A 25,927-nucleotide genomic window follows, 5' to 3' on the forward strand; every position below is an offset into this window, starting at 1 on the left:
TCGGTCCCTCATCGGTCGATTAACTGGGAGCTCAGCACGTCGATGTCGGTACGGAAGTCGGTGAAGCTTCTGCTGGCCGGCTCGATGGTGATCCACGTGACGCCCGCCTCGGCGTAGGCGTCCAGCCGGGGGCGCACCGCGGCACAAAATCCGGTGCAGTCGCCGCTGGCCAGCAGGTGTGCTTCGAACGGGACGAAGGCGACGTCGGCAGCGTCGCGGCCGGACTCCGCGCGGTGCTTGTTCACTTTCGCGACCCACTCGCCAAGCGTCTCGATGTCTTCCAGGGGCCGGGCGCGGGTAATCGCGGCCATCTCGCCGGACGCGGCCATAGGCATCCAGCCGTCCGCGACCTCGATGACCCGGCGCTGCGCGGCCGCGCCGTTGCCGCCGATCCAGATCGGCGGACCACCCGTCGTCAGCGGCGGCGGCAGCGCGACATGTCCGCTCACCCCGAACTCCGGCCCGTCGTGGTCGACCCCCGCCCAGGTCGCCCTCCAGGCGGCGATTGCCTCGTCGAGCAGCGCGCCGCGCCGGTCGAAATCGGCGCCCAGCGCCTGGAATTCGGTCTTGAGGTAGCCGGCTCCCGTGCCCAGTGTGAACCGACCCCCGGAGAGCAGATCGAAGCTCGCAGCCGCTTTGGCCGTCAGATACGGGTTGCGATAACCCGACACCAGAATGTAGGTCATCAATCGGATGCGGGTGGTGGCGGCCGCGGCGAAGCTCAGCGACACGAATGGGTCGAAGGCGTGGTGGCCGCCGCGGGCCAGCCACTCCCGGTCGGGGTACGGGTGTTCGGACATCGAGAACGCATCGAAGCCAGCATCTTCCACCAGTCGTGCGATCTCACCGATGGCTACGCCCTCGCACCACCGGTTCCAGTGCTTGACGGCCCGCATCGGGAACATCAGGTTGTACCGCACTCGGCCCCTTTCGGCTCCATTGTCGCTGCCACTATTTCACCAGTGATCGCGCGATGACTTCGCGCTGGACCTCGGTGGCGCCTTCACCCAGTCGCTTGACCCGCAGGTCGCGAAACCATCGTTCCAGCGGCAGTTCGGTGGAGATTCCCAGTGCACCGTGAATTTGGATGCAGCGGTCCAGAACTCGGTACGCGGCCTCGGTGGCGAACATCTTGGCCGCCGAGGCGTCTACCCGGACGTCGCGTCCGAGGTCGGCGTTCCACGCGGCTTGGTAGACCAGCAGCCGGGCGGCCCGCAGGTCGACCTCGCTGTCCGCAAGCATCCACTTGACCCCCTGCTTGTCAGCGAGTCTGCCGCCGAAGACGTCTCGATCCTTGGCCCACTGGCAGGTCATGTCCAGTGCGCTCTGCGCGATGCCGATCGGCCCGGCCCCATACACGATACGGCCGTGCACCAGGAACTCGGTGGCCAACGAAAAGCCCTGTCCCTCACTACCGATCAGCTGCTCGGCTGGGACCCGAACATTGTCGAAGTGCAGCTCGTAAGGGGCGAAGGACGCCATCACCGGGATGCGGCTGAACGTTACTCCGGGGGTGTTCTTCTCGAGAATGAAGGCCGAGATGCCCTGGCGCCCTTCGCCGGTCCGGGCATAGATCACTCCCCAGTCGGCATCGGGGGCGTGCGAGATCCACATCTTCGAACCGTTGAGCAGGTAGCCGTCGCCGTCACGCACCGCCTTGAGTTTGATCGCCCGGGCCGGATCCGACCCGCCGGAAGCCTCGGTGATTGCGGTGTACGCCTTGGACATGGTGCCGTCGATGATGGGCTTGGCGTATCTGTCGAACTGCTCCGCAGACGCCTTGAACATGACGTTAGGCGGGTTGCCGCCGAAGGCGCCGAGCGCTGGAAAGAACGCTCCCATACGGCATTTCGCGGCTTCTTCGGCGACCACGACTTGCCCAAGCACGCTGAGCCCGGCGCCGCCGTAGCCCGCCGGCGTCTGCAGCGCCCACAGCCCGAGCTCCCTGGCTTTCGCCTGCAACTGCACGAGTAGTTCGCGAGGTAACCCGACCGCGTCGTGGTCTAGCTTCTCTTCGAGCGGATGCACCTGCGCAGCCATGAACCGCCGCACCGTATCGCGCAGCATCACCAGCTCTTCGGGCAGCTGCCATGCGCCAGAAGGCTCTTCGGCCATCAGACCCGCGCCGCTGCTGCCGCCCGCAGGTCGCGTGCGCTCTGCAGTTGGGGCTTGTGGTTCGCCTCGTACTGCTCTATCCACTCGGGTGGCAGCTTGCCCCATGCTTCACCGATCCGCAGCCGTTGCGCCGAGCTGAACACCTCCGCGGCCACGACGTCTCCGACGAAGATGGTGTTCTCGTCGTTGTCCAACGACCCGGTGATGCGGCACTCGACGTAGCTGTGTGCGTCAAGCAGGATCGGCGCACCCGTGACGCCGGGCTTGGTGCGCAAGGTCGACATCTTGTCGCCGTCACGGCCCGAACTGCCGCCGAGGGTCATCAGGATCTCCATTGACTTGTCGATCTCGTCCGGTCCGGCCGACAGCATATGCATCACGAAGACGCCGGAGTTGATCAGCATGTCGTGGGTCTTGTTGTATTTGGTCAGGCTGACCGTAGCGCGGGGCAGTTCGGGCACGATGCTGGCTGAGCCGGCTGACAGCGACATCAGCCCGTTAGCGACTCCATCGTCAATCGTGGTGACTGCCACCGGAAATGGCCGCAGTCCGGCCAGCACCTTGTCGGCGGCCGCGATATCTAGCGTCATGTCTTTCCCTTTTGTCGATTCAGCCGAGCGTGAACGGGTCGCGCGTCTCCCCGGACAGCTCCACCCACACCGCTTTGGTCTCGGTGAAGTCCTTCACGGCGTCGATGCCGTTCTCTCGCCCGATGCCGCTGTAGCCCATGCCACCGAACGGAACGTGCGGCGCGACAACGCGGTAGGCATTGACCCACACCGTGCCGGCCCGCAGCTTGGCAGCCACCCGGTGCGCGCGGTGGACGTCCTTGGTCCACACCGCGGCGGCCAATCCGAACTCGGTGCTGTTGGCCTCGGCGACGGCCTCGTCCTCCTCGGTGAAGGTCATCACCGTCAGTACAGGTCCGAAGATCTCCTCAGCGACGGCCCGCATCGAGGGGTCGACACCGGTCAGCACCGTCGGCTTGACGAAGTAGCCACCGAGGTCGCTGGCAGGCTCGCCACCGTAGGCGATCGTTGCTCCCTGCTCACGTGCCGAAGCGAAGTGCGACAGCACCTTTTCGTACTGCGGCTGGTTGGACACCGGACCCATTTCGGTCGTCGGGTCCTTCGGGTCTCCCAGCTTGATGGTCGCCGCCCGTGCGACGATCTTGTCCACCAGAGCATCGGCGACGCTGTGTTCGACGAGAAGGCGTGAACCGGCCAGACACGTCTGGCCCGTCGCGGCGAAAACGCCGGCGATCACCCCGTTGGCCGCCGCGTCGAGGTCGGCATCGGCGAACACCACCTGCGCCGACTTGCCGCCGAGTTCGAGTGAGAACCGGGTCATGTTCTCGATCGCGGCCTTGCCGACCTCAATGCCGGTTGCCGTCGATCCGGTGAACGCGATCTTGTCGACACCCGGGTGCGACGCGAGCGCCGCACCCGTCTCCGGGCCCCAGCCGGTGACGACGTTGATCACGCCCGGCGGAAAACCCGCCTCGCCGAACAGCTTTGCGAACGCGAGGGTCGACGTCGGGGTGTGATCGCTCGGCTTGACGACGAACGTGCATCCCGCAGCCAGGCCGGCGGCGAGTTTCCAGGTCAACAGGAGCAGCGGTGAGTTCCAGGGCGTGATCGCGCCGACCACACCGACGGGTTCATGGCGCGTGTAGACGAGGTAGTTGGGTTTGTCGACCGGTATGACGTCGCCCTGCAGCTTGTCTGCCAGCCCGCCGTAGTAGCGGTAGTAGTCTGGCAAAGACCGCATCTGGCCGACCATTTCGCGTACCAGCTTGCCGCCGTCGCGCACCTCGAGTTCGGCCAGCTGCTCGGCCTCGCGCGCGATGATCTCACCGAGTCGCCCCAGCAGCTTGCCACGGGCGGTCGCAGTGAGCGCACCCCACGGTCCATTCAGCGCGGCACGAGCGGCCGCTACCGCGCGGTCCACATCGGCAACCCCGCCGTCGGGCACGCGTGCCCAGGGCATACCGGTGAAGGGATCTACGCTGTCGTAGGTCAATCCCGATGCGGCGGGCGATGATTCGCCCCCGATCAAGAGGTCGAAGTGGACCAACGTCTCCGTCGCGGTGTCAGTCATACGTCCTCATCGAATGCGCGGTTTCTTCTTGTTGTTCAACGAGTCCGGGGTGGCCCCGGCGTTGCCAAGGTCGGTGAAGAACTTGCCGTGCCGGGCGGCGACACTGGGGGTCAGATCGCGGGCCTCCCACATCGCGCGGACGGTGCCCTGAACGCCATTGGGTCTGCGCGCGGCGATTTCGGAGGCCAGTTCGAAGGCGCGGACGCGTAGTTGATCGTTCGGTACCACCTCGGTCACGAGCCCGATCCGCAGAGCGGTCTGCGCCGACATCCGCTCCTCGCTGCCGAGCAGTGCCCAGCGCATCACCTCGCCGTACGGCACGCCGAGGGCCAGCATGCCCATCGGCTCCAGTGCCGAGACGATGCCCGCATTGGCATGCGGGTCGAAGAACGTGGCCGTCTCGCTGCAGATCGAGAAGTCGCACTCGTTGACGAAATACATGGCACCGCCGGCCACGATGCCGTGCAGTGCCGCGATCACCGGCTTCCACACCTTGTGTGCCTTGGGTCCCAGTAATTGGCCCGGATCCTCCTGGTTGAAGATCGGTTGGTGCTTCCACCAGGTGCCCTCGGTCACGTCGATTCCGGTGCAGAACGCCCGCTCGCCGTTGGCGCACAGCACCGCGACGCGGATGTCCTCGTCGTCGCGGACTCGGGCCCAGACTGTAGCGAGTTCGGCGGCCATCTGTTCGGTGAAGCTGTTGAGCTTCTCGGGCCGGTTGAGCGCCACGGTGGCGACGTGGTCGGTCACCCGGAATTCAATGGTGGCCAGGTCGGTCTGCTCGATCACGTTCGCTCCTCGGTCGGTCCGGTGGATACCGGCATCTTCGCATCCGACTCGCTGACGTGGTTCACCTGGTTAGCTATCTCGCGCTTGAGGATCTTGCCCGCGGGGCCCAATGGGAACTCGCGCCAGAACACGAACCGGCGCGGCTGCTTGTAACCGGCCAGTTCCGCGCGGCACAGCGCGGCGAGTTCGGCGCTCAACGCGGCCTGATCGCTGACGTGGTGTTTGGGAATCACCGCGGCGACCGGCGTTTCACCCCACTCGGGGTCAGGCACCCCGACCACCGCCACCATGTCCACGTCCTGGTGCTGGCCGAGCACTCGCTCGATCTCCGCTGGGTAGACGTTGAACCCACCGGAGATGATGAGATCGGTTTTGCGGCCGGTGATATGTAGGTAACCCTCCTCGTCAAGGTAGCCCAGATCGCCGCTACGCAACCCGTCGGGCCGGAACGTCTCGGCGGTCTGCTCGGGCCGGTTCCAGTAGCCGATCGCATTGGCGGGGCTGCTGATCACGATTTCACCGACATCGCCGGTCCGGGCGTCTTTGCCGTCGACGTCGATCACGCGGATCACGCACATCGGGGTTTCCCGCCCGCATGAGGTAGCGATCGAGGTCTTGCCGGCAACGATGTCGCGATGATCCTGCGGGGTGAGAATCGTTGCCTGGCCGCCGCATTCGGTGAGCCCGTAGCGCTGTTGCAGGTCGCAGCCGAGCAGGTCCATCGCCTTACGTGCCAGGCCCGGCGGCACGGGGGCCGAGCCGTAGGAGATGCGCCGCAGGCTCGACATATCCCGCGGTGGGCCGTCTTCGAGGATCGCCAGCGTCCGGTGCAGCATCGTCGGGATGAAGGTCGTGAACGTGATCGCACTGCGTTCGATGTCGTCGATCACCGCCTGCGGGTCGAATCTCTGATGGATCACCATGGTCTGACCGAGATAGAGCCAAGACACCGTGCGGACCATGCCGCCTGCAGTAAAGAACGGCGTCGTCGCGAGCATCACGTCGGAGCGGTTGGCCTCGGTGACCAGGTTCGTGTCGGCCGCCTGGTAGAGCAGGCCGCGATGAGTGTGCATCACACCTTTGGCGCGACCGGTGGTGCCACTCGTGTACAGGATGACGGCGACGTCGTCCGGTGTGACGTCACGACGCCCGGTGCCGGGCTGTGATTGCGCCAGCGCCGTCTCGTAGTCGGTGACCAACTCACCCGTACCGAGGGCTGATCGCGTACCCACACCCAATATCAATGCCAGGTCGGTCAATTCGCCGAGGAACTTGTCCAGGTGGTCGGCGTGGATGATCACCGCCCGCGCGCTCGAGTCGTCGCGGACGTGGGCCACCTCGTCGGGAGCCAGTCGGATGTTCACCGGGACCGTGATCAGCCCGGCTTTGGCCAGGCCGAACGAGATCTCCGGCCATTCGATGCAGTTGCGGGCGATCACCATCACCCGGTCACCGGGCACCAGTCCCCGGCCGATCAGGAAGCTGGCGAGCCTGCCGGCTCGTTCATCGACCTGCGACCAGGTGAGCGACCGGTCGGCGTCGACCAGCGCACGCTTGTGGGGGTAGCGGCGGGCGTTGTTGGTTGCGATGTCACCGATGAGCATCAGATCAGGGGGCCCTTCAAATCAGGAAAGCGAGTGTCTCGACCGGACCGCTTGCGTCGATCAGGTGCACGATCTTGCGAATCAGCCGAGGGCCATTCGGCGACAACCGAATCGTGTGGAGAACGCGGCCGGCCCAGAAGCGTTGACGCAGACGGTATTCGAACAACGCGAAGTTGGACTCGACCGTGACGGTGTCGGCACCGGTGTCCACCACCTCGCTGTTGGAGACCACGCGCCGCATCACCGAAGGCGGGGTCTGCGAGTGCCGGTTGCCGGTGTTGAGCTGGGCCACCCGACTCTTGATCCGTCGCCGATTGTCATTGATGTAGGCCAGCGTGGTTCGCGGGTCGTCGTCGGGGTGCATCGGGACGCGATACTCGACCGTGTCGTCGTCATCGGCCCACAGCGCCTCCCACTCCGAGTAGCGGCCCTCGTCGGCCAGGCGCGCTTCCAGATACAGAAACGACAGGATCTCGGGGTCCGGCAGGGGACGCAGCGCGGGACGGGCCTGGGTCTCGGAGTTGACGGTCATGCGCCGGCCCTCCCACCGACGACCGAGGCCCAGTGCGAGTAGAAACCGCGCTGAGGCGTCTCGGCGCTCTTGTCTCGGTTGATGATTCCAGTCGTATCGTCGATGTCGCTTTCTAGGCCGCGGGCCAGCATCAGCCACTCGGGCAGTTCGGCGGCCAGGCCGGCCTGGTTGCGCATGCCGATCTCCCCGTCGTCGGCGATCAGGAACCCCGCCGGACCCATCGCCCCCTCCGAACGACGCAGCGTGCGCTCGTTCAACGCATCCTGACCGGGTATCAGGACCGCGGTGGTGTAGGCGACGGTGCGGTCGGGTGCCTGCGGCTCGACGAACATGACGTTCATCTCGGCGAGGAAAAGGTTGGGCCATATCAACGTGTGCGGGGGACCGACTACCAGTGCGTCGTGCGCCTGCTCGGGACCGTACGCACCCTCGAGTGCGTCGACATAGTCGGTGAGCTTGGCCCGCGGGATCCGGCCATACCAGACGAATTCCTCATCGAGCTTTCGGTATTCGTCGCTGTAGTCGATCTCCGAATGGCCGTTGCCGAGGTCGCGGACCAGCACGTCGACCTTGGTCGGGACGTGCGACACCTTGGCGGGCTTAATCGCGTCGTACACCGAGGCATGGGTGAACAGTGCGTGGTAGCCGTCGACGTTGTTCTCCACCACCATTTTCCAGTTGGCGTGGTGCAGGTGCTTCATCCAGTTGGCCCGCAAGTCGATCGTGCGGGCGGGGGACAGATTCAACAGGCGGTCGATGGCGTGCGTCGCCTTGCCGAGATGCTCGGACAGCGAGATGCCCTCGGGCGCCAATGACGCGAAGACGAATCCACCGTAGCTGTCCACCCGGGGCGCCTGGGCGAGACCCAGTTCGGACCGCACCTGGTTGAACGCCTCACCGTAACCTTCACGCATGGGAACACCCTGCAGTGCACCGGTATTGCTGAACGTCCAGCCGTGATATGGGCACCGGAACGAGTTGGCGTTGCCTTTTTCGGCGTTGCAGAGCTTGTTCGCCCGGTGGGTGCAGCGGTTGAGCACCACCCGCACCACGCCGTCCTTGCCGCGCGCCACGACGACCGGGTCATGGCCGATCATCCGGGTGAGGTAGTCGCCCGGCTCGCTGACCTCGCTCTCGTGCGCGACGTAGACCCATCCGGTCTTGAAGATGGTGTCCATTTCACGGCGGAAGATCTCGGCGGAGGTGTACACGCTGCCGTGCACGCGGTCGCTGCGTATAACGCTGGTGACGTCGAAGTCACTTGTCGCAGACAAAGATTCGATCGTAGTCACTGGTACTCCAGGATGTCGATGGCCGGGATGGCGACATTGCCGAGGCGGCGGAAACCGATGCGGACCGCGGTGCCGATGGTCGGTGCGGTGTCCGCGGGTTGCACGGTGGTCATCACCATCCGGTGCCCACTCGACAGCTCCACGTCGACGATGGGGTAGGGCGCCGTACCGTGTACCAGGCCGGGCTCGCGCCGGTGCATGAGCGTCGCGGTGTGTACGGTTCCACTCGGATCGACTGTGCGCCAATCGTGTTCGCCGTGCCCGCAGCCGTCGCAGACCTGTTGGTCGAGCTCGAGTGGTAGAGCGCACGCCGCGCAGAATGGCATCGCGAGCTCCTTGCGTGCAGCCGCCCGGTACAACGGCGCCAGCAAGTCGCCATCGGATGTCGGGGCCAGCGCGCTGTCCAACAGCCAGTCCTCGACCGCAGTGGCGGTCATGCGGCGCGCTCCAGCACTAACGCGGCGTGGTGGTCCATCCGGCCGCCGATACCGCCGACCAGTGCCACCGTGGCCCCGGGAACCTGCCGTTCCCCACCGGTGCCGCGTAGCTGAATCACGGCCTCCGCCAACGGTGTCATGCCCTGCAGATAAAACCCGGACAGCTGGCCACCGCCGGTGTTGGTCGGTAGCGAACCGCCCGGCCCGGTGTGGCCGTCGCGCACGAATGCGCCCGCGGGAATGTCACCGGTGAGCCGGTATTCGTCGAGCAGCGCCAGGGTCACAATCGAGAACGGGTCGTAGAGTTCGGCGACGTGCAGGTCCGACCGGACCATGCCGGCCTGGTCGAGTGCATCCTGCACCGCGCGGCCACCGCCGCCGAACCACGACTCGGCGCCCGCGCGTCGGCGCCGCACCGGGTGTTCTCGCCCGGCGCCGCGAACCCGCACACGGCTCGCGCCAATCGAGGGCCGCCCGGTGAGCACGACGGCGACCGCGCCGTTCACCGGTCGAGCGCAGTCCAACAGCCGAAGCGGTTCGGCGATCATCGGAGAAGCGTCATAGTCGGCGTCGTCCAGCGGTTCCCGGTTGACCGCGTCGGGATTGCCGCGCGCCCAACCCCTTGCCGTGACGGCCACCGAGCGCAGTGCCTCCGGACTGGTGCCGGAGACGTGCAGCCAGCGTTGGGTCAGCAGCGCATACGTCGGCACGGAGCCGAGCAGCCCTGAGGCCCGCTCCAGCCCGCGAACCCCGACGTTGCCGCCACTGTGTGCATAGGTCGACCCTGCGCCGCGGCCGGCGACCAAGGGTGCGTCGGCGAATACGCACAGCACGGTTGCCGCCTCACCGGTGACGATCGCGTGGCGGGCGCGCTGGATCATGGCGATCGTCGTGGCACCTTTGATCTCGACATGTTCGAGCAGGCGCAGGTCCGAAAAGCCCGCCGCGGCGGCGAAGCCGACGCCCAACCGGTCGGGTCGAACGCCTTGTGATGACCCGACCAGGATCCCGTCGACATCAGCGCATCCGAGTCCGGCGTCGGACAGCGCGGCGTCGCTCGCCTTGACGGCGAGCTCGAGCGGTGTCGAGCCCGGCCGCAGTGACATCGCGGTCATGCCCAGGCCGACCAGGTCGGCATCGGCCGTGCTCACGGCCGCTCCGTTGGCCGGCGTTCGCCGCGGTAGTTGCCCACCCGCACCCACTCCTCGCGGTCTTCGGGGGTGGCCAACGTGAAGCTGGCCAGCTCCAACGGACACAAGAAGACCTGCTCACCGCCCTCGAGATCCTCGACGAGCAGGCGGGGGCCGTTGCCGTTGACGTCTAACGACAACCGCACGGCCGCGAACTCGTTGACCAGGTCGGCGAGGACGCGGCGTCCGGCCGGAGTGTTCACCTGCCCAGTATTACCGCATACAAGTGTCAGAATCAATGGAGCAGCACGCCACGATGCTTTGCGTCCCACACGTAGATGGACTGGCGTGAGCCGTTCTCCACATGGGAACATAGAGCTTGTGCGACGATGGTGAACGCGTGGGGCGACATCGGCACGAGATGACATTGATGTCAGATATGGTGATGCGAGAAGGTGGGATGAGCCAACTACAAGCACCGGCGGTCGACGTGAGCCGAGTCGACACCGAGAACTACCGCAGCATCTGGATGTATCTCAAGGAGCTCGAGTTCCGGCAGGGGTTTGTCGACATCGGAGTCAACGGAGTGCCCGTCCGAACTCGTTACGCCGAGGCGGGCGACCCGGACAAGCCGCACGCCATCCTGCTGCACGGCACCGGCGGGCACTGGGAGACGTTCGCGCCCAACCTCGCCGCACTGTCGCAGCACTTCCACTGCGTGGCGATCGACATGGTAGGCAACGGGTTCTCCGCCAAGCCGGACTACGACTACGAGATCGCGGTTTACGTCGAGCACGTATTGGGGGTGATGGACCACTTCGGCATGGCGTCGGCCAATTTCATTGCCATGTCGCTGGGGGCGTTCGTGGCTTCCGCGATGTCCGTGGGCCACCCTGACCGGGTGGACAAGGTGATCCTGATGTCGCCGGCCGGCCGGGAGGCGTCGGCGTCGAATATGGCGCGCATCCGGGCGGAGCGAACCAAGGCGGTCAACGAGCCGACGTGGGAATCGTTGCACGCCGTTTTCGCCCACCTGATCGCCGACGAAGCCAATCGGCTGCCTGATCTCATCGGCCTACGCCAGGCTATCTATCGGCGCGAGGACACCCGCAACACCATTGACCGGCTGCTGATCCTGCAGGACGAGAAAGTGCGCCACCGCAACCTGATTCCCGACGACAAGTGGCGCGGCATCACCGCCCCGGTGATGATCGTGGCCTCGGGTAAGGATCACGGTGTATACCAGGACACCGCCCGCACCATCGCCGACCTGATCCCGAACTCGGAGGTGTTCGAGATGCCCTCGGTGCGGCACTGGCCGCATTTCGAGGATCCCGAGGCGTTCAACGCCGCGGCGATCGAGTTCCTCACGAGATGAGCAGACCCGCCGAGGACGACCTCGCGGACATAGCGCGGCGGCTGTATGAGGCCGAGAAGACCCGCACACCGATCCGGCAGTTGTCGCTCGATTATCCCGCCATGACCATCGAGGACGCGTACGCGGTGCAGCGGGCACTCGTCGCGCTGAAGGTCGCCGACGGGCGAAAAGTCAAGGGCCGCAAGATCGGCCTGACGTCGAAGGTGATGCAGCGCGCGGTATCGATCGACGAACCGGATTACGGCGCGCTGTTCGACGACATGTTCATCGAGGATGGCGGCCGCGTTCCGGTGGGTCGTTACATCCGTCCACGCGTCGAGGTCGAGCTGGCGTTCGTGCTGGGCGAGCAGCTGTGCGGTCCGGGCGTCACATTGTTCGACGTGTTGCGGGCCACCGAGTTCGTCACCCCTGCACTCGAGATCCTCGATGCCAGGGTGCAGATGTCGGACCCCGAGACCGGCCATCTGCGCACCATCGTCGACACCATCGCCGACAACGCCGCGGACGCGGGTCTGGTCCTGGGTGGGCGGGTGTTCCGCCCACTGGACGTCGACCTGCGCTGGGTGGCGGCCCTGCTGTTGCGCAACGGCACGATCGAGGAGTCGGGGGTGGCCGCCGCGGTGCTCAACCATCCCGGCAACGGCGTGGCCTGGTTGGCTAATCGTCTTGCTCCGCATGGGGTTTCGCTCAAGCGCGGGGAGGTCATCCTGTCCGGATCGTTCACCAAGCCGGTGTTCGCCGAACCGGGGGACAGCTTCGTCGCCGACTACGGCCCCCTGGGCACGGTCTCGGTGACGTTTGAATCGGAGGCGTCGTGACAAATCGGTGGACACAGCGCATCGGGGACGGCGACCCGCGCATCGGCATGTGGGTGGCCTCGGGCAGCGGTTACGTCACCGAAATCTGTGCAGGGTCCGGAATCGACTGGCTGCTGTTGGATCAGGAACATGCGCCCAACGATGTGCGCACCACGCTCGAACAACTGCAGGTGTTGGCCGGCTACCCCGATGTCGACGTGCTGGTGCGTCCGCCCTCGGCTGACCCGGTGTTCATCAAGCAGTTGCTCGACATCGGGGCCCAGAACATCATCGTCCCGATGATCGATGGCCCCGGTGAGGCGGTCGCGGCGGTTTCCGCCACGCGGTATCCGCCTAACGGCATCCGCGGCGTCGGCAGCGCGTTGGCCCGAGCGTCCCGTTGGAACCGCATTTCTGACTATCTTGTCACCGCTGACACGGCCGTGTCGTTGACCGTCCAGGTGGAGAGTGTGGCAGGTCTGGCTCAGCTCGAGGAGATCGTCGACGTCGACGGAGTGGACGCGGTCTTCATCGGACCGGCCGACCTGGCAGCGTCGATGGGCAAACTTGGGCAGCCCGAGCATCCGGACATTGTGAACACCATAGAGACCGCGCTAGCGACCATCGTGGAACACGGCAAGCGCGCCGGGGTTAATGCGTTCAGCGAGCCGCTGGCGCGCCGTTACATGACGGCCGGTGCGAGCTTCGTGCTCGTCGGAGCGGACGTCGCTCTGCTGGCCCGGGGTACCGAAGAGCTGGCCGCGAAGTATCGCCGACGATGACTACCGCATTGTTTCTGACTATCGTGTCACCTAGAATTCCGGATCATGGACCTCGACTTCACGCCTGACCAGCTGGAGTTTCGCAACCAGGTCCGCACGTGGCTCGACGAGAACAAGCCGACCGAGTCGCGCCCCCGCGACGACGCGGGTATCCGCGAATACGACCTTGCCTGGCAGCGCACTCAGGCCGAAGGCGGCTGGGCCGGCATCGCCTGGCCCACCGAGTACGGCGGTAAAGGGCTGACGCTGCTTCAGCAGTTGATCTGGTATGAGGAGTACGCCGCGCGGGGGTTCCCCGGCATCGACGCGTGCTTCGTGGGTAACTCGCACGCCGGGCCCACCCTGATCACCAGGGCCACCGACGAACAGAAGTCCTTCCACCTCCCAAAAATTCTTGGCGGCGAAGTGATTTGGTGTCAGGGCTTCTCAGAGCCCGATGCTGGATCGGATCTGGCAGCCTTGCGCACCAAGGCGGTGATCGACGGTGAGGACCTGGTGGTGTCGGGACAGAAGCTGTGGACCAGCTTCGCCACCGTCGCGGACTACCAGGAACTGCTGGTGCGCACGGACAACACCGGCGGCAAGCACAAGGGCATCACCTGGGTGATCTGTGACATGAATACCCCGGGCATCGACGTCCGCCCGATCGAGACCATCGAAGGCGGCTCAGAATTCTGCGAAGTGTTCTACGACGATGTGCGCATTCCGCTGAGCAATGTGGTCGGCGATGTCGGGGAAGGCTGGTCGGTCGCGATGGCGACGCTGTCCTTCGAACGCGGCACCGCGTTCACCGCCAACCAGGTGCGGCTGTCGAAGATCATCGAGGACCTCATCGACTATGCCCGCGACCACGTCGGGCCGGATGGCCGCAGGCCCGCCATCGCCGACGACGACATCGCGCGACGGCTGGCGCGGGCCCGCGCCTCGGTGGCGTCGCTGCGGGCGCTCACCTACACCAACATTTGCGAGGCCATGAAGACCGAGACGCCGGGCCCGCGGGGATCGATCGTCAAGCTGATGTACGCCGAATTAGCCAAGGAGATCGGCAAATTGGCGATGGATATTGTCGGTCCCGCCTCGGTCCGGTATTCGTCGCGCTGGGATGTCGACGGCTGGGTCGGTTACTACTACTACAGCTTCTCCCAAGCCATCGGCGGCGGAACGTCGGAGATTCAGCGCAATATCGTCGGCGAGCGGGTGCTGGGACTGCCGCGATGAGAGGACCAAACGGTGGATCTACTACCCGGAGTTGATCAGCTCGAAATCGTCACGGCGGCCGGTGAATTCCTCGCCGATCGGATGCCCGTGGAACGGATCCGCGCTAATCGCCACGCACAAGCGCCGGTTCCCGAGGCGCTGTGGCGCGAATGTGCCGAATTGGGCCTGCTCACGCTGGGACTTGACGAGGAGTCCGGAGGGTCGGGCCGGCCTCTCGATGACGAGGCACTGCTGTTCGTCGAGCTCGGAAAGCGGCTCGCGCCGGGGCCCTTCCTGGCATGCACGTTGGGCGCACGGGTGGCCGCCCGCTGTGGCGACGACGCGCTGGCGCAGCGGATCGGTTCCGGGGCGGCGTCGGTGGCCCTCGCGGTACTGCGCGGCGACGGCGACGTGCGCCCCGCGCGACCCCTCAAAGGCACCTTCGAACTGTTCGAACCGGCGGGTGCCTCGCACGCCCTGCTGGTGGTACGCAGCGGTGCCGCGCTCGTCGACATCGACTCCTTCGGCCCGCTGGCCGCAGTGACCGCCGCCGACCCGGGCACCCGGATATCCTCGGCCACAGTAGAATCCGCTGAACCCGTGCATTGGTTGCCGGACGAATGGATCTGGGCCCGCGCCATGGTGCTTGCGGCGGGCTATCTCACCGGCTTGGCGGCGGCCGCGGCAGCGTTGGCGACCGAACACGCCAAGACCCGGGTGCAGTTCGGCAAACCGATCGGCGTGCATCAGGCGATCAAGCACGCCTGCGTCAACATGGAGATCGCCGCCGAGGCCGCTCAGGCGCAGACATTCTTCGCTGCGATCGCGTTGGCGGGTGGCCGCACCGACGCACTGCTGCAGGTGTTGTCGGCCGTCACGGTGGCCGGCTCGGCGGCGGTCGACAATGCCGCCGCAGGCATCCACGTGTTCGGCGGGATGGGCTACACGTTCGAGAACGACATGCACCTGTATCTGAAGCGCGCGCACGTGTTTCGGCACTTGTTCGGTGAGCCTACCGACGTGCTGGCCGAACTGCTGGCCCAGGACCGCGCCCAATGAGCGGCTCTGTCGCTATCGCGGGCGTTGCCTTGTCCGACGTCGGCCGGGTCGACGATAAGGGGCCGTACGACCTGATCGCCCAGGCCAGTCGCCGCGCCCTGGCGGATGCCGGGCTGACGCCCGCCGACGTCGACGGGTTGGCCTCTACCGGTCAGGGCACGCTGCCCCCGGTCGACGTGGGCGAGTATCTGGGGCTGCGGCCCCGCTGGATCGACTCCACCGCCGTCGGGGGAGCGTCGTGGGAGGTGATGGCAGCCCACGCGGCCGACGCGATCGCCGCCGGGCACGCCGACGTGGTGCTGCTGACCTACGGCTCGACCGCGCGCTCGGATATCCGAAAAGGGTTGCGGGGGGCCAACATCAATTGGGGCGCGCGCGGTCCGCTGCAGTGGGAGGCGCCCTACGGCCACACCCTGATCTCCAAGTACGCCATGGCGGCGCGCCGGCACATGTACACCTACGGCACCACGATCGAGCAGCTTGCCGAGGTCGCTGTGTCCGCGCGGTTCAACGCGGCCGACAACCCCGAGGCCTACTACCGCGACCCGATCAGCATCGACGACGTGCTCGGCGGACCGATGATCGCGGATCCATTCACCAAGCTGCACTGCTGCATTCGCAGCGACGGTGGTGCGGCCGCCGTGCTTGTCAGCGCGGAACGCGCAAAGGATCTTCGTAGTAAGCCGGTGTGGGTGCTCGGCTCGGGGGAAACGACCTCGCACATGCTCACCTCTCAGTGGGACGACCTCACCATCGGCCCGGCCGCGGTGAGCGGGCCGCTGGCCTTCGCTCGCGCCGGTGTCTCTCCGTCCGACGTCGACGTCGCCGAAATCTACGACGCGTTCACCTACATGTTGCTGCTCACCCTCGAAGACCTCGGCTTCTGCCCGAAGGGTGAGGGCGGCGGATTCGTCGAGAAGGGTTCGTTGCGGTTGGGCGGCGAACTTCCCACCAACACCGACGGCGGCGGTCTGTCGGCGTGCCACCCGGGTCAGCGGGGCTTGTTCCTGCTGGTCGAGGCGGCCCGTCAGCTACGCGGGGAATGCGGCCCGCGCCAAGTGTCCGATGCCAAGATCGCCTGTGTCAGCGGCACCGGCGGCTGGTTCTGCTCCAGCGGCACGATGATTCTCGGCGCCGAGGAACCGTAGGTGGCTCACGCACCGTTGAATTCTGATGTCAGCGACACACGGTCGATGCTGGAGCGCGCTGCTAGGGCGCACGGCGACCGTGAGGCCTACGTCGAGCCCGGCGCCCGAATCACGTTCGCGGACTGGATCGGCCGGGCCCGTGGTGTGGCAGCGCAGTTCGCCGACGTCGGCGTCGGCAAGGGTGACGTCGTCACGCTGTGGCTGCCGTCGGGCATCGACTATGCGACGTGTTACGCCGCCGCGGCGATGATCGGCGCCATCACCGCCGGCCTGAACCCCCGGCTCGGTCGACGAGAGATCGAATCGATTCTGCAGCAGGCTGATCCAGCGTTGATCGTCGCCGACGACCGTCTCGGCGCGCTACCCGATACCGGGCACCGGCTGCTGTCGCGGGATGCGCTGTGCAGCGACAGGTCGCGATCGGCACCACCTGCCGTGCAGCTCAACCGGCGGAACCTGGTTGCGTTGATCTTCACCAGCGGCACGACGGGGACGCCGAAGGGCGCGGCCTTCGATGCCGACCGACTGGCCGCGGGCGCGGCAGCATCAGGCGTGATGAGCGCGCCCTACGACAGGCGACTCACGTCGACGCCGTTTTCGCACGCCGGCTACATGTTCAAGCTCTGGGATCAATTGGTGTGGGGCAGCACGCTGGTGGTACCACCGACACCGTGGTCGGCAAGGGGCATGTTCGACGTCCTTCGAGACGAGCGCGTCACCGTGGCGGGTGCGGTCCCGACCCAGTGGGCCAAGCTGCTCGATGTCGATGGAGTGAGCTCGAAGGCGTTGCCGCACTTGCGGATCGGGGTGGTGGCCACAGCGCCGGCGCCACCCGAACTGGTACGGCGGGTCGCCGAGGATATCGGGGTTCCGCTGGTGGCGCGGTATGCGATGACCGAGTGTCCGACCATCTGCGGCACCGAACCGGACGACGCCCCCGAGGTTCAGTTCCGCACCGTGGGGCGGCCTGCCGCGGGAATGGACGTGCGCATCGGATCGGACGGTGTACTCGAGGTGAGCGGCCCCTGCGTGATGAGCGGCTATTGGCGTAACCCGGAACTCACCGCAGAGGTGTTGCGCGATGGCTGGCTGCGCACTGGCGACGTCGGCACCCTCGGCGCCGACGGCAATATCACCCTGGTTGGGCGCCGCGGTGACATGTACATCCGGGGTGGCTACAACGTCCATCCCGGCGAGGTGGAGCGGACGCTCACCGGACACCCCGGTGTGAAACATGCTGCCGTAGTGGGGCGCTCGGCCCCGGTGATCGGAGAGATCGGCGTTGCGTGCGTGGTGCCGGCGGACGCCGCCGCGCCGCCGACGCTGGCCGAGTTGCGAACTCACGTGGTGGCCGAACTGGCCGATTACAAGGCTCCCGACGAATTGCTGATCGTCGACGAGTTACCGCTGACGGCGATGCTCAAGCCGGACCGGCTCGCCCTGCACGAACTGATCACCTTGCATGACAAAGATATTCAACGCCGGCAACCGACAAGGTGAGAAGTCGAGCGTTGACTCACGGCTGATCCGGGCGCAGCTCGATAAATAGGCCCTCGGCTTCGGCGCACAGCGTGTCACCGTGGGTGAGTTGAGCGCGGAGCACCCGTTTGCGCCCCCGCTCGCTGACGAACCACGCCCGCACCGTCAGTTCCTCGCCGACTGGTGTGATGGACCGGAAGTCGGTGTGCAAATACGCGGTCCGCGCAGGAGCACGCTCGCCGCTACTGGCGAGCCGCCCGAGCACTTCATCGAATAGCAGTGGGATGGCACCGCCGTGGACGGCCCCTCCGCCGCCTAGGAAGTATCGGCCGAACGTTACCGACCCCTCGACTTTCTCCTGGTCGCCCGCGGTCGGAATGAAGTTGGGGGACATAGTTTGTCCGCGTCCTGGCAGATCGAGCCGACGGGCGAAGATCTGCCGTCGCTCGGTGACTGCGGATTGGGCCAAGCGGTCGGCCCATCGCCGCAAGTCCTGCGTTAGCGCGACTATCGTCGCCGCGTCCGGCGCCGCCGCGGCCACGTGGTCAAGGAAATCGCGCAGCGCCGCGATCATGTCGCCGTATTCGGCGCCCCCGCCCGGGCTCCGTACCGTCGGCTCCTGCCAGGTACGCATCGGCGGGAACCCGCCCCGTGACTCCGCTTCGTGGGTCTCCGTCATCCCGCAAGACTAATACATTGACATTAATATTGATCGCTGCGATGCTGACGTGGCGTGCGTCACTTCACGTCTTCATGAGATCCGCCCGCAGGCGCTAGGGAGCGAACATGCCGGAAGTCGCGTCGGACGGGCCGCTGGCCGGCCTCGTGGTGGTCGATCTGTCGACGACGCTGCCCGGCGCGCAGGCGACGCAGTTTCTCGCCGACTGCGGCGCCGAGGTGATCATGGTCGAGCCGCCCGACGGCAGTCCGCTACGTGATCTCGCTGGCTGGCCAGCGCTGCTGCGTGGCAAGCGCAGCGTGACATTGAACCTGCACGACGACGCGGACCTCGAGCGGCTGCGTGCCCTGTTGCGGCGTGCCGACGTCATGGTGAGCACCATGCGGCCGACCACCGCCGAGCGCATTGGCCTTGCTCACGACGCGGTGTCGAAGGCCTACCCACGACTCGTCGTGGCGACGATCACCGGCTGGGGCTCGTCGGGCCCGTTCCGCAACTACAAGGGCTGGGAAGCGCTGGTGATGGCCAAGACGGGCGTCATGCACGAGAAGCGCGGACTCGCGCCACGTCCCGGCCCGGCGTTCACCACGTTCACCTACGCCTCGTGGGGAGCCGCCCACGCCGCCGTTCAGGGTGTGCTGGCCGCGCTCCTCGAGCGAGACAGCAGCGGGCTGGGCCAAACGGTCGAGACCAACTTGGTAACGGGCATGGGATCGATGGATCCCTACAACTGGTTCTACGAGATGGTGCTGCAACGGTATCCGGGCGCCTTCGAACCGATGGATGCCGCATACGACGATCGGGGCCGGCCCCAGGCCTACCTCATTTACGCGTTGCTGGTGTGCGCGACCAAGGACGGGCGATGGCTGCAGTTCGCACAGGTATCGCCGAAGTTGATCGGCGCCTGGCTGGCCGAGCTGGACCTGCTGGGGGAGCTCGCCGACCCGAAGTGGCAGGGCTTTCCCATGTTGCCGACCCCCGAACTTCGCATGCAGTGGTGGGACATGATGATCGAACGGGTCGGTGCCCGCACGCTCGCCGAATGGCAGCAGGCCATGGCGGGAAACCCCGACCTGAGTGGGGAACTGTTCCGGAGTCCCGAGGACTCGCTGAACCATCCGCAGACCGCGCACGAAGGGCGCGCCGCCACCGTCATCGACCCCGACCTGGGAGCCGTACGACAGCCGTCGACCCTCATTCATGCCGACGGCAAACCGCTGACCCGGCTTCGGCCGGCCCCACGAGTCGGCGAGCACAACGACTCGGTCACCTTCGACCAAGTGGGCGGCGCCTCTCCGGCCGCCCCGCAGGCAGACCACGACGATCCGCCGCTGCAGGGTGTGACGGTGCTGGAGTTCGGCAGTATGTTCGCCGGACCATACGGCGCGACCCTGCTGGCCGACCTGGGTGCCCGTGTCATCAAGGTCGAACCGCTCGACGGCGACAACATCCGCAGCCTGGTCGCGTTCCCCGAGGCGGGCGGCGCAAAGGTGTTGCAGGGCAAGGAAAGCGTCGCGATCGACTTCACCAAGCCCGAGGGCCTCGAGCTGGTCTACGAACTAGCCAAGCGGTCCGACATCGTACTGCAGTGCTTCCGCGGGAAGGCTGCGGAGCGGGCGAAGATCGATGAGGCCTCGCTGCGGGCGGTCAATCCGGACTTGGCGTTCGTGACGACCTCGGGTTACGGGGTCGACGGACCGTTCGCCCATCGCGCGGCCTACGCACCGTCGGTCGGTGCGGCGTCGGGCCTGGCGCTCGTCGACAGCCACGACACGGGTGAGCCTCCCGCCGATCTGGATGACTTGCACCGGCGGGCTGTCAAACTCCACGCGGGCGGAGCCGTCCCCGCGGTGCAATCCGACGGCATCGCGGCGCATGGTGTCGGTTCGGCGCTCCTGGTCGCTTTGTACGCCAAGCGCCGTGGGAAGACGCTGACTAACGTGGTGACAACGATGCTCGGCACCGTGCAGCAGGCAATGATCGCCTACAACGCGTGCTATGCGTCCCGACCCGCCGAGACGCCCGCCGACGAACAGTTTTTCGGCATGAACGCTCTGTATCGGATGTACCGAGCGGCCGACGGCTATGTCTTCCTCGCTGCTCCCTTGCCGCGCGAATGGCCGGCACTGGCTAAAGCGATGTCGCCGTACGTCGACTTGCATGCCGACGAGCGCTTTGCCGACGCCGAATCCCGCTCACAGTACGACGAGGAGCTAATCGCCGCACTGACAACGGTTTTCGCGACCAAGACCAAACTGGAGTGGGAAGAGGAACTGTCCGCTCAAGACGTTGGGTGCGTCGAGGTGATGGAGGCCAATTCCGAGTTGGTGCTGCAGACCGACCCGTACTACGAGGCGGGCTATGCCGTGGACGCCTACAGCCCGATCTTCGAGGAGCACCGGCGGCTCGCCCCGCTGTGCCGGTTCTCGCGATCACGGACACAGGCCGACGCGGGATGCACCATCGGACAGCACACCGATAGGGTCCTGCGCGAGATCGGACTGGACGAGGCGGCGATCGCTGACCTGAGAGCCAAGGAGATCGTCGGCGGCAGCTGACGGCTCAGACGTCGTTTTCGGCCATCAGCGCGCGAGTTTCGTACGACACCGGCGCCGTTAACATTCCGACCCAGGTGTCCACGTAATTATGCAGCTGCGCCTCGCTGAGCCCGTGGCCCGAACGAGCTGCCGCAGCAAGGACATTGATCAGGCTGACGTACAGCTGGAAGGTCCGGCCGCGCCGGATCCGCTCGGGCAGATCCTGCAGCGCGGCGTCGACCAGCTCTTCCAGCTTCTCCTGGGTCCATTCATCGTCGACGTGATCCGGCCAGTAATCGCTGCGCGCCCGCGGATCCTCCATGAGCCGGGCGAGGAAAGGCGCGAACATCTCACCCGCGGCGATGCTGTTGGCCAGCGGCCGCACCAGCAGCCAAACCACGGCTCGGGGGTCCGCTTCCTTGCCCTGCTCGCGCATGGTCGCGAGCATTTCCTGACGATCGGCCCCAAGTGAGGCCTGGCGGTACGCGATCAGCGCACGGATCAGGCCCTCGCGGGAGCCGAAGTGGTAGCGGATCACCGAGGTGTTGGACTGCCCGGCCGCTTGCTGAATCTCCTTCAGTGTCACCGCTTCGATGCCGCGCGTGGCGAACAGCCGCTCGGCGACCTCCATCAACATCACCCGAGTCGATTCGCCCGAGGCGTTCCGCCTCCGCTCGCTCGGGGGCGACTCCGCTCCCAGCTCCGGCATGGGCCTCCTCTAGTCCGCCTCAGTTTTACCGTCGTCACCCCTTCAGCAAAATAGTAATGTCTAGTCATTAGAAATGCTGGACTTGCGCCTGGGTGGCTGGCATCATTCGAATGAGCGACGGATCCGTGGAGGACCAATGAGCATGATCTGGACGAATTCGGGTGATTCGCACTTCCTGGAACCCGACGACCTGTGGCAGTCCCGTTTACCCAAGGCGCTCGCCGACCTGACGCCGCACGCCGAGAAGGATCCCGACGGCGAGTACGAGACGGTCTCGGTCGACGGACAGATCTTCCGGCGCAAGCTGCCGTCGTCGGCGATGACCGCCTTCATCGAGGAGAGCATGAAGCCGCAGGGCATCCGCGATGCGAAGGCACGGCTTGGGGACTTGGACAAGGAAGGCGTCTGGGGCGAGGTCATTTTCCCGTCGCTCGGCATGTGGGCCTCGACTTTCCGCACCCCCGAATTGCTCAAGGCGTGCATGCGCGCCAGCAACGAGTGGGCGCTCGAGGAGATTTGCGCGGTGTCGCCGCGTTATGTGGTGACCGCCCAGGTGTCGACTCTGGTCGTGGAGGATGCCGTCGAGGAACTGCATTGGGCGGCAGGCAAAGGCTTCAAGGCGGTGTTCTTGCCGACGACGCCCCATCCGAGCGCCCCGGACTGGCACCGCAAGGAGTGGGAACCGTTCTGGGCGGCGGCCGAAGAAGCCGGCATGGTGATCGCATTCCATATCGGCACCGACCCGGTCGACATGACGGTGGGCGGTGCATCGGGCGGAGCGGGCCAGGTCTACCGGGGGCCGGGCGGAGCGGTGATGAACTACGCCGAGACCACGTTCTCAGGTCAACGGGCGGCGATGAAGATGGTCGCCTCCGGCGCTTTGGACCGCCACCCTGACCTTCGGGTGCTGATCTCCGAAGGCGGAGCGACCTGGGTGCCGTTCCTCGGTGACCGAATGGTCGAGGGATATCGCCAACATCATATGGCGGTGCGGCCCAAACTGACTCGCAGCCCCAAGGAGATCCTCTACACGCAGGTGTATGCCTCATTCCAGCACGACGAGACCGCGGTCGCGGCGTTCGAGCACATGGGCTACCAGAACGTGATGTTTGGCAGCGACTACCCGCATATGGAGGGCACCTTCGGTCACACCCAAGACACCCTGAAGGGGCTGTTCGACGGCGTCAGCGACGAGACCCGGCTGCGGATCACCCAGGGCACGTTCTATGAACTGTTCCCCGATGTCCCGCCCATACCAGCCGAATACGTCTGAGCGCGTGCCCAATACAACAGGACTACGCGACGTCGCCATTGTGGGCGTCGGTGCCACGCCCTACTACAAGCGCGGCGGGTCGTTGCCGAAGTCGATCACCGAGCTGGCCGGTGAGGCGATCCTGGCGGCGTGCGAGGACGCGGGTCTGCCCGTCACCGATGTTGACGGGTTCGCCTACTATTCGGGAGCCAGCGCGGGCTACACCGAGAAGATGGACACCGCCGACTTCGTGGAAACGCTTGGCATTCCCGAGGTTCGGTTCACCGCCGCACTGACCTCCGGTGGGGGTGGCTCCGCGGGCGCGATCGGGCTGGCGCGGGCCGCCATCGTCGCCGGGGACGCCTCGGTGGTGGTCACGGTGATGGCGCTGCAGCAATCCAAACAACGCCTGGGCTCGGTGTTCTCGGCGCTGGAACCCGATCCGATCAACTCGTTCCTGCAACCGTCCGGACTGTTCGGTCCCGGCCAGCTGATGTCGGTGATGGCTCGTCGGCACATGCACCTCTACGGCACCCGCCGCGAGGCGTTCGCCGAGATCGCCCTCTCGACGCGGGCCAACGCGATCAACAGACCGAAGGCCATGCACCGCCAACCGCTGACGTTGGATGACTATTTCAATGCGCGGATGATCGCAGAACCGTTGTGCCTCTACGACTTCTGCCAGGAGACCGACGGTGCCGTCGCGGTGATCACCACCAGTATGGACCGGGCCAAGGATCTGCAGCAGCCACCGGTGCCGGTGGTCGCCGCGGCTCACGGTGGCGTGCGTGACTGGGGCAGGGCCTTCGCCTGGATGGGCATGCCCGACGAATACTTCGCCTCCTCGGGCAATGCGCCCATCGCCAAGCGGCTTTACGAGCAGGCCGGTATCGGCGCCGCCGACATCGACGTCGCGCTGCTCTACGACCACTTCAGCCCGATGGTGCTCATGCAGCTCGAGGACTACGGGTTCTGCGGCAAGGGGGAGGGTGGCGCGTTCGTCGAAAGCGGAGCGATCCGGTATGACGGCGGCTCGATCCCGGTCAATACCCACGGCGGTCAGCTCTCCGAGGCTTACATCATCGGCATGACCCACATCATGGAAGGGGTTGAGCAGATGCGCGGAACCGCCATCAACCAGGTCGCCGACGCCGAACTCGCCTTGGTCACCGGGGGGCCGGCGAGCCTGCCCGTGAGCGGGCTGATCCTGGGGTGCGCCGCATGAGTACCGCCGCCGCCGCCACGTTGGCCACGGTGATCCCCGGCGAGCACGTCCGGATCGCGGTCAATAAGGACACCGAGCCGTTCTGGCAGGCCGCGAAGGAGCGGCGGCTGGTGGCGCCGCAGTGCGGCGACTGCCGGACCTTCCGGCTGCCCCCGACGCCGTTCTGCCCCAATTGTCAATCTAAACAAGTAAATTGGGTGGACCTCAGCGGTGATGCCGTCGTTTACAGTTTCGCCGTAGTGCATGGTTTCCCCGGCATGCCGGATCTCGTGTTGGTGCCGGCGGTCCTCGACCTGCCCGACGCGCCCGGTGCGCGACTTGTCTCGAACGTCGTCGACATTGCACCCGCCGACGTCACGATCGGAATGCCCGTCCACGTTGACTTCTCACCGATCGCCGACGGCTGGCTGCTGCCCGTCTTCCGCGTTGGCGCTCAGGGCGAAGAGTAACGCCGTGCCTGACGACAGCGCTCTGCACGAGAAGCCGCTGGAGTTTCTGACCAGCATCGCCAACACCGGCGGATCCTGTGACGGTCAGGCCATCTTGCCCGTCAATGGTCACTTCCGTTGCACGTGCTCGTGCGGCGACTGGGACATCGAGGTCGACGACCCCCAGGAAGGCTTGCGGCAAGCGAGGATTCACACCGGCAGCATTGCCGACTGACACAAGAGGAGCCGAACCCGTGGGAAATCTGAATGGCAAAGTCGCCTTCATCACCGGAGCCGCCCGAGGCCAGGGTCGCGCGCATGCGGTCCGGCTCGCGGCGGACGGCGCGGACATCGTCGCGCTCGACATCTGCCGCGATATCGACTCCATCGACTACCCCAACGCCAGCCCCGAGGACCTCGACGAGACGGTCAAGCTCGTCGAGAAGGAGGGCAGGCGCGTCGTCGCCCGTCAGGCCGACGTCCGCGACGCCGACGCCGTCGAACAGGTAGTGGCCGACGGACTCGCCGAGTTCGGCCGCCTCGACATCGTGATCGCGAATGCCGGTGTCATTCGGCTGGGTCCTGGTGGCGATCGCCGGCAGACCTTTCGCGACATCATCGACGTCAACCTCGTCGGCGTGTGGAACACGGTGGAGGCCGCAGTCCCTGCCCTGATCGACGGAGGCCGCGGCGGATCGATCGTGCTGACGTCGTCGAGTGCGGGACTCAAGGGCACCGGCACGGATCGGGCTGGCGGCCAGGCATACACCGCGGCCAAGCGCGGGCTAGTCGGACTGATGCAGGTGTGGGCGAACGAGTTCGCGCAGTACTCCATCCGCGTCAACACCATCCATCCCACCGGTGTCGCCACCGGAATGGTAATGAACGAGACCATGGGCAAGCTGCTGGAGGCCAACGACACCGCGGTCGCGGCGATGCAGAACGCGCTGCCGATCCAGATCCTGATGCCCGAGGACATCGCCAACGCGGTGGCGTTCCTGGTGTCCGAAGAGGCGAAGTTCATCACCGGCACCGCCTGGCCACTCGACGCCGGCTTCGCCGTCCGTTGACAGTCCGGGCGGATGTCGAGGAGTATTGCGTCCGTCTCTTTACATAGTTAACCTAGTTCGATGTGTCTCTGTCGATCTGTGCTTAGCTTTCCGCCAGATTGACAGTGGACTGTCGTAGTATGCGAGCCGAGCGTGCCTGGAATTCGTGCTCGCTCTCGGCGGTACGGAAGGATGTCATGATCCAGAAC

26 protein-coding genes are annotated in these 25,927 nt (G+C 66.0%); 13 read left to right on the forward strand and 13 right to left on the reverse strand.

All coding sequences use genetic code 11. From position 1 onward, the window contains the following. Window positions 1-8: 8 nt before the first annotated feature. From SKC41_RS14835 to SKC41_RS14885, 11 genes are read right to left on the reverse strand one after another with little or no spacing between them, the layout of a single operon-like run. On the reverse strand, window positions 9-920 hold the full coding sequence (locus tag SKC41_RS14835) for an LLM class F420-dependent oxidoreductase (protein ID WP_442931615.1): 912 nt from the start codon (window positions 918-920) through the stop codon (window positions 9-11). 31 nt (window positions 921-951) lie between these two features. Further along, entirely contained in the window at window positions 952-2,115 is a 1,164-nt protein-coding gene (locus tag SKC41_RS14840) for an acyl-CoA dehydrogenase family protein (RefSeq protein ID WP_330978267.1), read from the reverse strand. Beyond that, a complete protein-coding gene (locus tag SKC41_RS14845; protein WP_330978268.1) occupies window positions 2,115-2,705 on the reverse strand; it encodes a flavin reductase family protein in 591 nt (196 codons plus the stop codon). Before SKC41_RS14845 ends, SKC41_RS14840 begins: the two co-directional genes overlap by 1 nt. Window positions 2,706-2,724: 19 nt before the next feature. After that, window positions 2,725-4,215: an aldehyde dehydrogenase gene (locus tag SKC41_RS14850; protein ID WP_330978269.1), complete on the reverse strand. Its 1,491-nt coding sequence runs from the start codon at window positions 4,213-4,215 to the stop codon at window positions 2,725-2,727. 6 nt (window positions 4,216-4,221) lie between these two features. Then, window positions 4,222-5,004: an enoyl-CoA hydratase/isomerase family protein gene (locus tag SKC41_RS14855; protein WP_330978270.1), complete on the reverse strand. Its 783-nt coding sequence runs from the start codon at window positions 5,002-5,004 to the stop codon at window positions 4,222-4,224. Further along, window positions 5,001-6,608, reverse strand: a complete 1,608-nt coding sequence (locus tag SKC41_RS14860) for a class I adenylate-forming enzyme family protein (protein WP_330978271.1) — start codon at window positions 6,606-6,608, stop codon at window positions 5,001-5,003. The genes SKC41_RS14855 and SKC41_RS14860 overlap by 4 nt, the downstream gene beginning before the upstream one ends. A 16-nt stretch (window positions 6,609-6,624) precedes the next feature. Further along, window positions 6,625-7,140 (reverse strand): aromatic-ring-hydroxylating dioxygenase subunit beta, encoded by a 516-nt coding sequence (locus tag SKC41_RS14865; protein WP_330978272.1) that lies wholly within the window; start codon window positions 7,138-7,140, stop codon window positions 6,625-6,627. Continuing rightward, complete coding sequence (locus tag SKC41_RS14870) at window positions 7,137-8,432, reverse strand: aromatic ring-hydroxylating oxygenase subunit alpha (protein WP_330978273.1); 1,296 nt, start codon at window positions 8,430-8,432, stop codon at window positions 7,137-7,139. The genes SKC41_RS14865 and SKC41_RS14870 overlap by 4 nt, the downstream gene beginning before the upstream one ends. Beyond that, the gene (locus tag SKC41_RS14875) at window positions 8,429-8,869 is read right to left on the reverse strand and encodes a Zn-ribbon domain-containing OB-fold protein (RefSeq protein ID WP_330978274.1); all 441 of its coding nucleotides are present in this window, start codon (window positions 8,867-8,869) and stop codon (window positions 8,429-8,431) included. The genes SKC41_RS14870 and SKC41_RS14875 overlap by 4 nt, the downstream gene beginning before the upstream one ends. Beyond that, window positions 8,866-9,984: a thiolase family protein gene (locus SKC41_RS14880; protein WP_330978900.1), complete on the reverse strand. Its 1,119-nt coding sequence runs from the start codon at window positions 9,982-9,984 to the stop codon at window positions 8,866-8,868. Before SKC41_RS14880 ends, SKC41_RS14875 begins: the two co-directional genes overlap by 4 nt. Before the next feature lie 32 nt (window positions 9,985-10,016). Continuing rightward, a complete protein-coding gene (locus SKC41_RS14885) occupies window positions 10,017-10,262 on the reverse strand; it encodes a hypothetical protein (RefSeq protein ID WP_023860688.1) in 246 nt (81 codons plus the stop codon). A gap of 197 nt (window positions 10,263-10,459) precedes the next feature. On the opposite strand from SKC41_RS14885, the gene SKC41_RS14890 reads away from it, so the two are divergent. Genes SKC41_RS14890 through SKC41_RS14920 form a run of 7 tightly spaced genes read left to right on the forward strand, consistent with a single transcriptional unit; the run spans window position 10,460 to window position 17,860 of the window. Then, the gene (locus SKC41_RS14890) at window positions 10,460-11,377 is read left to right on the forward strand and encodes an alpha/beta fold hydrolase (RefSeq protein ID WP_330978275.1); all 918 of its coding nucleotides are present in this window, start codon (window positions 10,460-10,462) and stop codon (window positions 11,375-11,377) included. Beyond that, window positions 11,374-12,195 (forward strand): 2-oxo-hept-4-ene-1,7-dioate hydratase, encoded by an 822-nt coding sequence (gene hpaH / locus SKC41_RS14895; protein ID WP_330978276.1) that lies wholly within the window; start codon window positions 11,374-11,376, stop codon window positions 12,193-12,195. Before SKC41_RS14890 ends, hpaH begins: the two co-directional genes overlap by 4 nt. After that, on the forward strand, window positions 12,192-12,956 hold the full coding sequence (locus tag SKC41_RS14900) for an aldolase/citrate lyase family protein (protein ID WP_330978277.1): 765 nt from the start codon (window positions 12,192-12,194) through the stop codon (window positions 12,954-12,956). The genes hpaH and SKC41_RS14900 overlap by 4 nt, the downstream gene beginning before the upstream one ends. A 45-nt stretch (window positions 12,957-13,001) precedes the next feature. After that, a complete protein-coding gene (locus SKC41_RS14905) occupies window positions 13,002-14,174 on the forward strand; it encodes an acyl-CoA dehydrogenase family protein (RefSeq protein ID WP_330978278.1) in 1,173 nt (390 codons plus the stop codon). A gap of 12 nt (window positions 14,175-14,186) precedes the next feature. Next, complete coding sequence (locus tag SKC41_RS14910; RefSeq protein WP_330978279.1) at window positions 14,187-15,212, forward strand: acyl-CoA dehydrogenase family protein; 1,026 nt, start codon at window positions 14,187-14,189, stop codon at window positions 15,210-15,212. Further along, on the forward strand, window positions 15,209-16,360 hold the full coding sequence (locus SKC41_RS14915; protein WP_330978280.1) for an acetyl-CoA acetyltransferase: 1,152 nt from the start codon (window positions 15,209-15,211) through the stop codon (window positions 16,358-16,360). Before SKC41_RS14910 ends, SKC41_RS14915 begins: the two co-directional genes overlap by 4 nt. After that, the gene (locus SKC41_RS14920; protein ID WP_330978281.1) at window positions 16,361-17,860 is read left to right on the forward strand and encodes a class I adenylate-forming enzyme family protein; all 1,500 of its coding nucleotides are present in this window, start codon (window positions 16,361-16,363) and stop codon (window positions 17,858-17,860) included. Between the two features lie 16 nt (window positions 17,861-17,876). Here SKC41_RS14920 and SKC41_RS14925 read toward each other — a convergent pair whose 3' ends face one another. After that, entirely contained in the window at window positions 17,877-18,413 is a 537-nt protein-coding gene (locus SKC41_RS14925) for a PaaI family thioesterase (RefSeq protein ID WP_330978901.1), read from the reverse strand. 212 nt (window positions 18,414-18,625) lie between these two features. On the opposite strand from SKC41_RS14925, the gene SKC41_RS14930 reads away from it, so the two are divergent. After that, complete coding sequence (locus tag SKC41_RS14930) at window positions 18,626-21,076, forward strand: CaiB/BaiF CoA-transferase family protein (RefSeq protein WP_330978282.1); 2,451 nt, start codon at window positions 18,626-18,628, stop codon at window positions 21,074-21,076. 4 nt (window positions 21,077-21,080) lie between these two features. Here the strand turns inward: SKC41_RS14930 and SKC41_RS14935 are convergent, their stop codons facing one another. Then, window positions 21,081-21,764 (reverse strand): TetR/AcrR family transcriptional regulator, encoded by a 684-nt coding sequence (locus SKC41_RS14935; protein ID WP_330978283.1) that lies wholly within the window; start codon window positions 21,762-21,764, stop codon window positions 21,081-21,083. Window positions 21,765-21,900: 136 nt separating this feature from the next. On the opposite strand from SKC41_RS14935, the gene SKC41_RS14940 reads away from it, so the two are divergent. The 5 genes from SKC41_RS14940 to SKC41_RS14960 are packed head-to-tail and all read left to right on the forward strand — an operon-like array spanning window position 21,901 to window position 25,739. Further along, on the forward strand, window positions 21,901-23,037 hold the full coding sequence (locus SKC41_RS14940) for an amidohydrolase family protein (RefSeq protein ID WP_330978284.1): 1,137 nt from the start codon (window positions 21,901-21,903) through the stop codon (window positions 23,035-23,037). A 40-nt stretch (window positions 23,038-23,077) separates the two neighbouring features. After that, window positions 23,078-24,241 (forward strand): thiolase C-terminal domain-containing protein, encoded by a 1,164-nt coding sequence (locus tag SKC41_RS14945; RefSeq protein ID WP_442931688.1) that lies wholly within the window; start codon window positions 23,078-23,080, stop codon window positions 24,239-24,241. After that, a complete protein-coding gene (locus SKC41_RS14950; protein ID WP_330978286.1) occupies window positions 24,238-24,690 on the forward strand; it encodes a Zn-ribbon domain-containing OB-fold protein in 453 nt (150 codons plus the stop codon). The genes SKC41_RS14945 and SKC41_RS14950 overlap by 4 nt, the downstream gene beginning before the upstream one ends. A 4-nt stretch (window positions 24,691-24,694) precedes the next feature. Beyond that, window positions 24,695-24,904, forward strand: coding sequence for a hypothetical protein (locus SKC41_RS14955; RefSeq protein WP_330978287.1), 210 nt, complete (start codon window positions 24,695-24,697; stop codon window positions 24,902-24,904). Window positions 24,905-24,923: 19 nt separating this feature from the next. Further along, on the forward strand, window positions 24,924-25,739 hold the full coding sequence (locus tag SKC41_RS14960; protein WP_330978288.1) for a mycofactocin-coupled SDR family oxidoreductase: 816 nt from the start codon (window positions 24,924-24,926) through the stop codon (window positions 25,737-25,739). Window positions 25,740-25,927 lie beyond the last annotated feature (188 nt).

Origin of the sequence: Mycobacterium sp. 050128 (assembly GCF_036409155.1) — a bacterium.
Lineage (GTDB): Bacteria > Actinomycetota > Actinomycetes > Mycobacteriales > Mycobacteriaceae > Mycobacterium.